This is a genomic window from Paracoccus sp. NIOT.M2S5SZ12, from assembly GCF_057748165.1.
In genome coordinates, this window is sequence record NZ_JBYLFR010000007.1 from 141577 (window position 1) to 152904 (window position 11328).

General features: G+C 69.4%; 12 protein-coding genes. 9 read left to right on the forward strand and 3 right to left on the reverse strand.

Features of this window, described 5'->3' with window-relative positions; all coding sequences use genetic code 11:
• Positions 1 to 63: 63 nt before the first annotated feature.
• The gene (locus tag AC2SGK_RS08605) at positions 64 to 1872 is read left to right on the forward strand and encodes an ABC-F family ATP-binding cassette domain-containing protein (protein WP_488323170.1); all 1809 of its coding nucleotides are present in this window, start codon (positions 64 to 66) and stop codon (positions 1870 to 1872) included.
• Here AC2SGK_RS08605 and AC2SGK_RS08610 read toward each other — a convergent pair.
• Positions 1869 to 2849 carry a zinc-binding metallopeptidase family protein gene (locus tag AC2SGK_RS08610; protein ID WP_488323171.1) on the reverse strand — a complete coding sequence of 327 codons (981 nt, stop codon included), beginning with the start codon at positions 2847 to 2849 and terminating at the stop codon, positions 1869 to 1871. The two genes, AC2SGK_RS08605 and AC2SGK_RS08610, sit on opposite strands and share 4 nt — an antisense overlap.
• Positions 2850 to 3111: 262 nt before the next feature.
• On the opposite strand from AC2SGK_RS08610, the gene rplU reads away from it, so the two are divergent.
• From rplU to AC2SGK_RS08630, 4 genes are all read left to right on the forward strand, one after another.
• Positions 3112 to 3525, forward strand: coding sequence for a 50S ribosomal protein L21 (rplU, locus tag AC2SGK_RS08615; RefSeq protein WP_488323172.1), 414 nt, complete (start codon positions 3112 to 3114; stop codon positions 3523 to 3525).
• Positions 3526 to 3537: 12 nt separating this feature from the next.
• Positions 3538 to 3810 (forward strand): 50S ribosomal protein L27, encoded by a 273-nt coding sequence (gene rpmA / locus AC2SGK_RS08620; RefSeq protein ID WP_411839174.1) that lies wholly within the window; start codon positions 3538 to 3540, stop codon positions 3808 to 3810.
• Between the two features lie 105 nt (positions 3811 to 3915).
• The gene (locus tag AC2SGK_RS08625; RefSeq protein ID WP_488323173.1) at positions 3916 to 4500 is read left to right on the forward strand and encodes a GNAT family N-acetyltransferase; all 585 of its coding nucleotides are present in this window, start codon (positions 3916 to 3918) and stop codon (positions 4498 to 4500) included.
• 82 nt (positions 4501 to 4582) lie between these two features.
• Complete coding sequence (locus AC2SGK_RS08630; RefSeq protein ID WP_488323174.1) at positions 4583 to 5593, forward strand: LLM class flavin-dependent oxidoreductase; 1011 nt, start codon at positions 4583 to 4585, stop codon at positions 5591 to 5593.
• Positions 5594 to 5801: 208 nt separating this feature from the next.
• Here AC2SGK_RS08630 and AC2SGK_RS08635 read toward each other — a convergent pair whose 3' ends face one another.
• Both AC2SGK_RS08635 and AC2SGK_RS08640 read right to left on the reverse strand, forming a co-directional pair.
• On the reverse strand, positions 5802 to 6548 hold the full coding sequence (locus tag AC2SGK_RS08635) for a Bax inhibitor-1/YccA family protein (protein ID WP_488323175.1): 747 nt from the start codon (positions 6546 to 6548) through the stop codon (positions 5802 to 5804).
• A 114-nt stretch (positions 6549 to 6662) separates the two neighbouring features.
• Entirely contained in the window at positions 6663 to 7622 is a 960-nt protein-coding gene (locus AC2SGK_RS08640; RefSeq protein WP_488323176.1) for an NADPH:quinone oxidoreductase family protein, read from the reverse strand.
• Positions 7623 to 7819: 197 nt separating this feature from the next.
• Here AC2SGK_RS08640 and AC2SGK_RS08645 point away from each other — a divergent pair, with 197 nt between their 5' ends.
• From AC2SGK_RS08645 to AC2SGK_RS08660, 4 genes are all read left to right on the forward strand, one after another.
• On the forward strand, positions 7820 to 8179 hold the full coding sequence (locus AC2SGK_RS08645) for a helix-turn-helix domain-containing protein (protein ID WP_488323177.1): 360 nt from the start codon (positions 7820 to 7822) through the stop codon (positions 8177 to 8179).
• Positions 8180 to 8314: 135 nt separating this feature from the next.
• Entirely contained in the window at positions 8315 to 9100 is a 786-nt protein-coding gene (locus tag AC2SGK_RS08650) for an inositol monophosphatase family protein (RefSeq protein ID WP_488323178.1), read from the forward strand.
• Between the two features lie 38 nt (positions 9101 to 9138).
• Positions 9139 to 10506 (forward strand): magnesium transporter, encoded by a 1368-nt coding sequence (gene mgtE / locus AC2SGK_RS08655; RefSeq protein WP_488323179.1) that lies wholly within the window; start codon positions 9139 to 9141, stop codon positions 10504 to 10506.
• Entirely contained in the window at positions 10503 to 11042 is a 540-nt protein-coding gene (locus AC2SGK_RS08660; RefSeq protein ID WP_488323180.1) for a 5-formyltetrahydrofolate cyclo-ligase, read from the forward strand. Before mgtE ends, AC2SGK_RS08660 begins: the two co-directional genes overlap by 4 nt.
• Positions 11043 to 11328 lie beyond the last annotated feature (286 nt).

The window sequence follows — 11328 nt, forward strand, 5'->3', positions numbered from 1 at the left end:
CCCGACAGGGCCTGCGCGCTGCGACGCATTGACCACGGGCGGGCCGCGCGCTAGGGCGCGGGCATGGCACGCGCACCCCTTTTGCAACTTTCCGACATCTCGCTGACCTATGGCGGCGATCCCGTTTTCGACGGCCTGTCCCTGAACGTCCAGCCGGGCGACCGCGTCGCGCTGGTCGGCCGAAACGGCTCGGGCAAGTCCACCCTGATGAAGGTGATGGCCGGCTTCGTCGAACCCGACCGGGGCGAGGTGGTCTTGGCCGCCGGCGTCTCGACCGGCTACATGGAGCAGGATCCTGACCTGTCGGGCTTCGAGACGCTTGGCGATTTCGCCCGCGACGGGCTGGAGCCGGGCGAGGATTACCGCGTCGACATGGCCGCCGAAGGGCTGAAGTTCGACCCTCATCGCCCCGTGGCCACCGCATCGGGCGGCGAGCGTCGCCGCGCGGCCCTGGCCCGCCTGCTGGCGCAGGCGCCCGAGCTGATGCTCTTGGACGAGCCGACCAACCACCTGGACATCGAGGCCATCGGCTGGCTGGAGGACCATCTGTCCCAGACCCGCGCGGGTTTCGTGCTGATCAGCCACGACCGCGCCTTCCTGCGCCGCCTGACCAAGGCGACGCTGTGGATCGACCGCGGCCAGGTCCGTCGCCAGGAGCGCGGCTTCGAGGGGTTCGAGGATTGGCGCGAGGCCACCTGGGCGGCCGAGGACGACGCCCGCCACAAGCTGGACCGCAAGATCAAGGCCGAGGCCAAATGGGCGGTCGAGGGCATCAGCGCGCGCCGCAAGCGCAACCAGGGCCGCGTCCGCGCCCTGGCCGCCCTGCGGGCCGAGCGCAGCAGCCAGATCCGCCGTCAGGGTACCGCCGCGATGGCGTTCGACAGCGGCACGACCAGCGGCAAGAAGGTCGTCGAGGCCAGCGGCATCGCCAAGGCCTTCGGCGACAAGGTCATCCTGCGGCCCTTCGACCTGCGCATCCAGCGCGGCGACCGCATCGCCTTTGTCGGGCCGAACGGCGCGGGCAAGACCACGCTGATCAAGATGCTGACCGGAGAGATCGCCCCCGATCAGGGAACCGTCACGATGGGCACCAACCTGGAGATCGCGGTGTTCGACCAGGCCCGCGCGGCGCTGAACCCCGACCAGACGCTGTGGGAATCGCTGACCGGCGATCCGGAGATGCGCGTGTCGGGCCGCGCCGATCAGGTGATGGTGCGGGGCCAGCCCAAGCATGTCGTGGCCTATCTGAAGGATTTCCTGTTCGACGACGCCCAGGCCCGCGCCCCCGTCCGCAGCCTGTCGGGCGGCGAGAAGGCGCGTCTGCTGCTGGCGCGGCTGATGGCGCGGCCGTCGAACCTGCTGGTCATGGACGAACCGACCAACGATCTGGATGTCGAGACGCTGGACCTGCTGCAGGACCTGCTTGGCGATTACGACGGCACCGTGCTGCTGGTCAGCCACGACCGCGACTTCATCGACCGGGTGGCCGACACCACGGTCGCGATGGAGGGGGACGGTCGCGCGACCGTCTATGCCGGCGGCTGGAGCGACTATCAGGCGCAGCGCGGCGAGACCGCGCCCGACGAGCCGGTGGCGGTGGCCAAGGCGGCACCCGTCGCGGAGAAGCCCAAGGCGGCGGCGCGCGACGGGCTGACCTTCACCGAGCGGCATCGGCTGGAGGCGCTGCCCGGCATCATCGCCAAGCTGGAGGCCGAGATCGCCAAGCTGTCCGAGTTCATGTCCGACCCGGACCTGTTCACGACCGCCCCCGCCAAGTTCGAGAAGGCCAGCCTAGCCCTCTCCGAGCGTCAGGCCGCCCTGGCCGATGCCGAGGAGGAATGGCTGATGCTGGAGGAAAAGGCCGCCGTCTAGGCGACCTGACCGCCGCGGGCCAGATGCCCCTGCAGCCAGCCATGGGCGAAGGCGATCTTGCGGCGCACCGGCATGGTCAGCACGAAGGGATAGAGGTCGCTGTTGTCCAGCGCGCGGTTGATGTCGTTCACCGCGATGGTGATCTCGGCCGCGATGGTCAGCAGGCGGTGGGCATCGGTCTCGGCATAGGGGTGATAGTCGTCGGGCACGCCCGGCATGGCCAGATGTGTGCTGCAGAAGCTGTCGGCCACGTCCGTCAGATGCAGCAGATGGGCCACCGTCTCGGCCCAGTCCTCATGCGGGTGCGAGGTGGCGTAGCTGGTGATGTAATCCTCGCCCGGATCGCGGGGATCGGCGTAATGCGCCTTCAGCGCGGCCGCGTAATCGGCGCGCTCGTCGCCGAACATCGCCCGGAAGGCCGGCAGGAAGTCGGGCAGGACCTTCAGGCGGTCGAACAGGAAATGCGCGATCTCGTGGCGGAAATGGCCGACCATTGATCGATACTGCTCGCCCAGCTTCAGCTGCCGCTTCAGCCGGATCAGCTCGTCCGCCTCGGTGACGTTGATGGTGATCTCTCCGTCAGCATGGCCCATGGTGATCTGCTGGTCGCGCCCGCCGGTATGCTCCGATAGCATCAGGAAGCGCGGCCGCCAACCCGGATCGGCATCGGTGAACCAGTCCCACTCCCCCAGATTGGCCAGCACCCACCGCTTGGCCCGCTCGGCGCTGGCCAGAAGGCGCTGGTTGTCGCCGACGTTCAGGACCGGGACGACCCGCGACATGGCGCAGGACTGACACAGCGCACCGTCGCGATGCGCGGACCAGTTGCAGGCAAGGCTGTCGCGGTTGGCGCAGGGCGCGGCCTCGGCAACCATGCGGCGGGCGCCGGGATCGTAGGTCAGATCTTCGCCGCACAGGCAGAGCAGGTTGTGGAAATAGGCGCGGGTGCCGCAATGCGGGCAGGTAAAGCGTTTCATTGTGGGTTCCGGTCCGTCGGGGCGCAGGGACACAAGCCCGCGATCCGCGCGCGGGTTCCGCCCGGCAGGACAGGCCGGCTCGACAGGCTTGACATCGCGGGGCGGATCGGGCATCTGACGCCGACCGGCAGGGCTGTGCGCCCTTGGCCGGTCTCTTGATTTTAACGACACCCGCAACAGGGTGCGCCGTCCGAAGGCGGGGTCCGCCCCCCAACGCCGACATCGTCGGGGCCGCAGGACGCGGTGATGAAGGAAGAAAGCGATGTTCGCGGTTCTGAAAACTGGCGGCAAGCAGTACAAGGTGCAGGCGGGCGACGTCCTGCGCGTTGAAAAGCTGAATGCCGCGGCTGGCGAGACTGTCCAGTTCAACGACGTTCTGATGGTCGGCTCGACCCTGGGTGCGCCCCTGGTCGCCGGTGCCTGCGTGCAGGCCACCGTGATCGAGCAGATCAAGGCCGACAAGGTCATCACCTATGTCAAGCGCCGCCGCAAGCACAGCTCGCAGCGGACCCGCGGTCATCGTCAGCAGCTGACCCTGCTGCGCGTCACGGACGTCCTGGACAAGGGCGCGGACAAGACCGGCGTCAAGGCCGCCGTCGGCGCCCGCACCAAGGTCGAGGCCGCCGAGGCGCCCGCCAAGACCAAGAAACCGGCCAAAGACGCCGCTGAAGCCTAAGGAGAACGACCCATGGCACATAAGAAAGCAGGCGGTTCCTCCCGCAACGGTCGCGACAGCGCCGGTCGCCGTCTAGGCGTCAAGCTGTTCGGCGGCCAGGCCGCCATCGCGGGCAACATCATCGCACGTCAGCGCGGCACCACCTGGTGGCCGGGCGTCAACGTCGGCATGGGCAAGGATCACACCCTTTTCGCGCTGACCGACGGTCATGTGAGCTTCAAGAAGGGCCTGAAGGGCCGGACCTTCGTTTCGATCGTCCCCGCCGAGCTGGAAGCAGCCGAGTAACCTTAGCGTAATATTCAGATGCTAAGGGGGGATCGGCGCAAGCCGGTCCCCCAAACCGTTTTGTCGTCTCAATTCTTTACAGTTTCTTGGGGAGGAAACATGGTGATGTCTGCACCCCTGCGGGAGGGAAGTCGTCTGGATGACCTGTGCGCCGTTCCGGGCGCCGCGCCCGACCAGCCCGTGATCGCGACCGAGCGGTTCACGCTGCGGCCGCTGCGTGCCTCAGATGCCGGGATGATCGCCCATTACACCGCCGACCGCCGCGTGGCCGAGGGCACCCGCGCCATTCCGCATCCGCTGCCGCCCGGTGCGTCGGACAGCTTCGTCGCCCGCGCGCTGGCCTCCGACCGGACCGAGGATGTCTGGGCCATCGACGGCAGCGAACAGAACCTCTCCGAACTGCTGGGAGTGGTGTCGCTGACCCGGATGGAGGGGTCGCAGTCCGAGCTGGGCTTCTGGATCGGGGCCGGCTTCTGGAACACGGGCTTCGCCACCGAAGCGGTCGCGGCGCTGGTCGCGGCCAATCCGCATGGCGCGCGGACCCTGTTCGCCGAGGCGTTCCAAGACAATCCCGGATCGGCGCGCGTGCTGACCAATTGCGGCTTCGTCTATCTGGGCGATGCCGAAAGCTGGTCGGTCGCGCGCGGCAGCCGCGTGCCGACCTGGACCTATCTGCGCAAGATGGCCTGATCCGCGCCGCCCGGCCGCGAATTTCGTGCCGTCGGGCGGTGTCCGACATTGCATTATGCGCAACCGGTCCTAGATCGGTGGGATGACACAGCATCTTCCGTATTCCGTTCTCGACCTGTCGCCTGTCCCCGAGGGGTCGTCGGCGCAGGATGCGATCCGCAACAGCATCGATCTGGCGCAGCGCGCCGAGGGCTGGGGCTATCACCGCTTCTGGCTGGCCGAGCATCACAACATGCCGGGCATCGCCAGCTCCGCCACCGCCGTGCTGATCGGGCTGATCGCGCAGGCGACCCGCACGATCCGCGTGGGGGCGGGCGGCATCATGCTGCCCAACCACGCGCCGCTGACCGTGGCCGAGGCTTTCGGCACGCTGGCCACCGCCTTTCCCGACCGCATCGACCTGGGCCTGGGCCGCGCGCCCGGCGGGGACGGCGCGGTGATCCGCGCCCTGCGCCGCGACCCCATGGCCGACAGCTTTCCGCAGGACGTGGTCGAACTGCTGGACTATCTGGGCCCCGAACGCCCCGACGCCCCGGTCCGCGCCCTGCCGGGCGAGGGGACCGGCGTGCCGGTCTATATCCTGGGCAGCAGCCTCTTCGGCGCGCAGCTGGCGGCGCATCTGGGCCTGCCCTTCGCCTTCGCCAGCCATTTCGCGCCCGATCACCTGGAGCAGGCGATGGCAATCTATCGCGACCGGTTCCGGCCTTCGCCCTGGGGTCAGCGGCCCCACGCGATCCTGGCGGCCAACGTCTTCGCCGCCGATGATGCCGGCGAGGCCGCCTATCTGCGCACCACGATGCAGCTGGCCTTCGCGCGGCTGCGCACGGGTCAGCCCGGCAAGCTGCCGCGCCCGGTCCGCGACATCGACGCCGAGATCGGCGCCCAGATGCGCCGCGCGGTGGACGGGGCGCTGCGCATCAGTGCCGTGGGCGACCGCGCGCAGGTGCAGGACCAGCTGGCGGCCCTGGTCGAGACGCACCGCCCGGACGAGATCATCCTGACCGGGCAGGTCCATGACCATGGCAAGCGCCTGCGCAGCTTCGAGATCGCCGCCGAGGCCGCATCCGCCCTGACCATCCGTCAGGCTGCCTGAATCACCCGCGCCCGACCCGCCTCGCCGACGGTGACGACGAACCGCAGGGCCGCCATCCCGACAGGATGGCGGCCCTGTCTCATGGCGGGCCGTGCGACGGGTGGATCGCGGACGGCACCGCATCCGCGCATCGCACGGACTGCCACCCCGAAAACGCGAAAGGCCCCGCCATGGGGCGGAGCCTTCCGGAGCATGGATGAAGGCGAGGTTACTCCCGGTTGCCCATAAAGGACAGGAGGAACATGAACAGGTTCAGGAAGTCCAGATACAGCTTGAGCGCGCCCATGATGGCGGACTTGCCCAGGAAATCCGCACCCGAACCCTGCATCTGCAGGTAGCTGTTCTTGATGTTCTGCGTGTCATAGGCGGTCAGGCCCGCGAAGATCAGCACGCCGATGACCGAGATCGCGAACTGCATGGCCGAGGAGGCGATGAAGATGTTCACGATCGAGGCCACGATCAGGCCGATCAGGCCCATCAGCAGGAAGGTGCCCCAGCCCGACAGGTCCTTCTTCGTGGTGTAGCCCCAGAGCGACAGGCCCGCGAAGGCGATGGCCGTCACCAGGAAGGTCTGCACGATCGACACCGAGGTGTAGACGAGGAAGATTGAGCTGATCGACAGCCCCATCAGCGCAGCGAAGGCGTAGAAGACGCCGGTCGCGGCGCCCACCGACAGGCGGTTCAGCGCGGCGCCGAAGGCGAAGACCATCAGCAGCGGCGCGAACATGATCACCCACCGCAGCGGCGAGGTGTAGATCGCGGCGCCCAGACCCGTGAGCTCGCCCGTGGGCGTGACCGCGGCGGTCGCAATGCCGTAGGCCGCGACGGCGGTCACACCCATGCCGACCGCCATCAGCCCATAAACCTTGTTCATGTAGGCCCGCAGGCCCTGGTCCACCACCGCCTGGCGCTGGCCCACGCCCTGCGCGGTGCGGTATGTGTTGTAATCTGCCATCGAACTCTCCCTTGAAAGGCGTGCCGGACGGGGTCCGGCTTGGGCATAATATCGGTTGTATCGTCACATTTTTCAATGCCGCAGCCACCGGCCGGGGCCGGTGCGGCCCCGCGTTCACAGGGTGATGATCACCTTGCCGATGCTGCGTCGCTCGCGCAGCAGGGCAAAGCCCTCGGCCAGGCGCTCCAGCGGCAGGACGTCGCCCGCGACCGGGTCCAGCAGGCCCCGCTCGAACAGGGCGAACAGCGCCTGCATGCTGGCGCGCAGCGCCTGCGGGTCCAGCCGCCGGTAGCCGCCCCAGTAGAAGCCGTGGATGGCGATGTTCTTGACCAGCGCGTGGTTCAGCGGCAGCGCCGGGGGTCGCCCGCCGGCGAAACCGATCGACAGGAATCGCCCGCCCGGGCGCAGGGCGCGGAACGCGGCCTCTCCGGGTTCGGCGCCGACCGGGTCATAGACCACGTCGGCCCCGCCCAGATCGCGCAGCGCGCCGCGCAGATCGGCACAGGCGTCGCTGTCGATCGCGTCCTGGGCGCCTGCGCGCCGCACGGCCGCGCATTTCTCGGCGCCCCGCGCCACGCCGATCACGCGCGCGCCCATCGCGGCCCCGATCTGGACCGCGGTCACGCCGACCCCGCCGGCGGCGCCCAGAACGACCAGCGCATCTCCCGGTTGCAGGCCGCCACGCCCGGACAGCGCCAGGTGGCTTGTCCCATAAGCCACCTGAAAGCCCGCCGCCTGCTCCATCCCCATCGCGTCGGGCATGGGCAGGAGCGCGTCGCAATCGACCGCCATGACTTGGCTCATGGTGCCCGGCGCCGAGACCGCGACCCGCACGCCGGGCGCGAGGCCCGAGCCGCCCGGTGCCTCGATCACCGTGCCCGCCCCCTCCAGGCCCGGCACGAAGGGCGGCTCGGCCGGTTCCTGATAGCGGCCCTGCGCCTTGAGCAGATCCGCGAAATTCAGTGCCGCCGCCTCGATCCGGACCAGGGCCTGGCCGCGGGCCGGGCGGGGCGGGACGCGGTCCTCGATTACGGGGTCTGCGCCTAGGGCGGGTATGACGGCGGTGCGAATCATCTGGCTCCTCGGGGGCGGCGATCTTGAGGGCGTCAGGTTCGCATCTGGGCGGGCCAAGTCAACGTGCGGCTGAAACACCGCCCGGACGGTCGCGTGGACCTGTCTTTTTGGGCAGGAACGGGCCCCTTAACCAAGTTGACACTCGAAAATTGTGCCTTTCCGGGCTAGAGCATCCTGAGATTGCAAGAGGTTGGGCAATGAAGCACAGTGTAGATGTTCATGTTGGTAAACGTATCCGCCATCGCCGTTGGATGATCGGCATGACCCAACAGCAGCTGGCCGACAAGGTCGGCATCAAGTTCCAGCAGATCCAGAAGTACGAGACCGGGATGAACCGCGTCTCGGCCTCGCGTCTGTGGGACATCGCCCGCGCGGTCGACGTGCCGGTCAGCTTCTTCTTCGAGGGGCTAACGGATGCCGAGGTGCCGGGCGTCGTCGAAGGCGACATCTTCGCCGACAAGGAGGCGCTGCAGCTGGTGCGCGCCTATTACGCCATGCCCGAGGCGCAGCGCCGCCAGATCTTCGAACTGGCCCGCGTCCTCTCCGACGCGGCCTGAGCGTCCAGCGCGCCAGAAGGCGCCTGACACCACCGTCGCCCCGCGCCGTGTGACCGCCGGGCGACGACCGACTTTGAGTGCTGGCCCCCCGGCCGGCGACGGGTTACACCGGGCGCGACGTGACAGGGGGGCCGCATGCAGAACGCAGACCAGATCATCCGCACCGCCCATCTGATGGCCGACGCCGCGCGGCAGGCCATCCTGCCGTGGTTCCGCCACGCGGATCTGGCGGCCGACAACAAGCGCCCCGCCGATTTCGACCCCGTGACCCAGGCCGACCGCGAGGCCGAGCGCGCCATGCGCGCCGTTCTGGCGCGCGAGCGGCCCGACGACGCCATCCTGGGCGAAGAATATGGCGCGCAGCCCGGCACGACCGGGCTGACCTGGGTGCTGGACCCGATCGACGGCACGCGCGCCTTTCTGTGCGGCGCGGCCAGCTGGGGCGTGCTGATCGGGGTTACGGACGCCCAGGGCGTCGTCTACGGGCTGATCGACCAGCCCTTCACCACCGAACGGTTCGAGGGCGGGCTGGGCCGCGCCCGGCTGTCGCATGGCGGCCGCGACCGGCCGCTGCGGGTGCGTGACTGCGGGACGCTCGCTGCCGCGACGCTGCTGACAACCTTCCCCGAGATCGGCACGTCTGAGGAGGCGCAGGCCTTCCGCCGCGTGGCGGACCGGGTGCGGCTGACGCGCTATGGCCTGGACTGCTACGGCTACGCGCTGCTGGCCTTGGGGCAGGTCGATCTGGTGATCGAGGCGGGGCTGCAATCCTATGACATCGCGGGACCGCTGGCGGTGGTGCAGGCGGCGGGCGGGGTCGTCACCGACTGGCAGGGCGGCCCGGCCCATGAGGGCGGGCGCGTCATCGCCGCAGCGACCCCCGCGCTGCACCGCGCGGCCCTGGATTTCCTCCGCGGCTGAGCCGCAGCGACCCCGACGCCTGACAGAAGGGACCTCTCATGGCCGAAGACGACCGCGACGCCCGGCCCGATCCGCATGACGACCTGATGGCGCGCGTGGACGAGGCCATCGCCGCCGCCGACCCCGCCGCGCTGGAGGCGGCGCTGGAGCCGATGCACGCCGCCGACGTCGCCGACCTGATCGAGCGCATGACCCCGGCCGAGCGGCGGCAGTTCCTGGAGCTCTACGCCGACGGGATCGACGGCGAAATCCTGTCCGAGATCGACGAATCCATCCGCGAGGAGGTGCTGGAGCAGCTGCCCCGCGCCGTCTTGGCCGAGGCCGTGCGCGAGATGGACAGCGACGATGTCGTGGACCTGGTCGAGGATCTGGACGCGCCCGAACGCGACGAGATCCTGGCCGCGCTGGATGCGGGCGACCGCATGGCGGTGCAGCAGTCGCTGGCCTATCCCGAATATTCGGCCGGGCGCCTGATGCAGTCCGAGGTCGTGACCGCGCCCGAGCACTGGACCGTGGCCGAGGCCATCGACTTCGTCCGCGCCGAGGACTGGCTGCCCGAGCAGTTCTACCACATCGTGCTGGTCGATCCGCGCCGCCACCCGGTGGGCTACGTCACCTTGGGCCGCCTGCTGGCCTCGCGCCGCGACGCGCCCCTGCGCGAGCTGGCCGAGGACAGCTTCCGCACCATCAGCGCCTTCGCCGAGGAAGCCGAGGTCGCCTATGTCTTCAACCAGTATCACCTGATCTCGGCCCCGGTGGTGGACCGCGACGACCGGTTGGTGGGGGTCATCACCATCGACGACGCCATGTCCGTCCTGGATGACGAGCATGAGGAGGACATCCTGCGCCTGGCCGGGGTGGGCGACGATTCCAGCATCTCGGACAGCGTGCTGCAGACGGTGCGGCAGCGCGTGCCGTGGCTGGCCACGAACATCGTGACCGCGCTGGCCGCCGCCTCGGTCATCGCGGTGTTCGAGGGCGCCATCGCGCAGCTGGTGGCGCTGGCGGTGCTGATGCCCATCGTGGCCTCCATGGGCGGCAATGCGGGCACGCAGACCCTGACCGTCGCGGTGCGCGGCCTGGCCACGCGCGATCTGTCGCGCGCCAACGCCCTGCGCGTGGTGCGCCGCGAGGTCTGCGTGGGGCTGACTAACGGGGTGATCTTCGGCATCATCATGGCGGCGATCACCTGGGCCTGGTTCCGCGATCCGGGTCTGGCGGCGGTGATCGGGTCGGCCATGGTCATCAACCTGCTGGTCGCGGCGCTGGCGGGCATCCTGATCCCCCTGGGCCTGAACAAGCTGGGCGCCGACCCGGCGCTGGCCTCGGGGACCTTCGTCACGATGATGACCGACGTGATCGGCTTTCTGGCCTTTCTGGGCCTGGCCACGCTGGTCCTGCTGTGACGGCCAAGGCGGACCTGCGCGCGCAGGCCCTGGCCGCGCGGGCCGCAGGGGGCGACCGGGCCGCGCTGGACCGCGAACTGATCGCGGCGCTGGCGCCCTTCGCGGGGGCGGTCCTGGCCGGCTACTGGCCGATCCGGGACGAGGCCGATCCCCGCCCCGCCATGGCCGCCCATCGCGGGCCGCTGGTCCTGCCGGTGGTCACGGGACGCGGCCGGCCGCTGGTCTTTCGCCGCTGGCAGGGGGGCCCGCTGGAGGCAGGAGCCTTCGGCACGGCCCATCCGCCCGAATCGGCGGAGGTCATGGTGCCCAATGTGCTGATCGTGCCGCTCGCGGGGTTCGACGGGCGGGGGAACCGGCTTGGCTATGGCGGTGGGTTCTTTGACAGGACGCTGGAATCGCTGAGGAAATCCGGCCCCGTCACAGCACTCGGACTGGCCTTCGACTGCCAGCGGCTGGACCATATCCCGGCCGAGCCGCTGGATCAGCCGCTGGACATGATCGTCACCGAAAGCGGCATCATCATTCCGACGCGCTGAATTTCGCGCATGCGTGGTCCATCGGCGGGGCTGGGGATGGCGGTCGGATAAGCCTGTGGACAGATTGTGGGGCGGTTCCTGCAAGCCCTTCGATCCGCAGGACAATCCGCGTCGTGCCGGGGGTCGGGCGGGGTGTCTGTGCGCGAATCCGGCGCGCGGGCCTCCGGGCGGCCTGTCAACGGCAAACCCCTGTGGACGCTGCTAATTTCCCGGTTGAAAGCCCCGTGGCCCGGCGTCACCTTGGCCCCGACGGCCATGATGGCACTGGATAGGGCGGGCCCGTGGG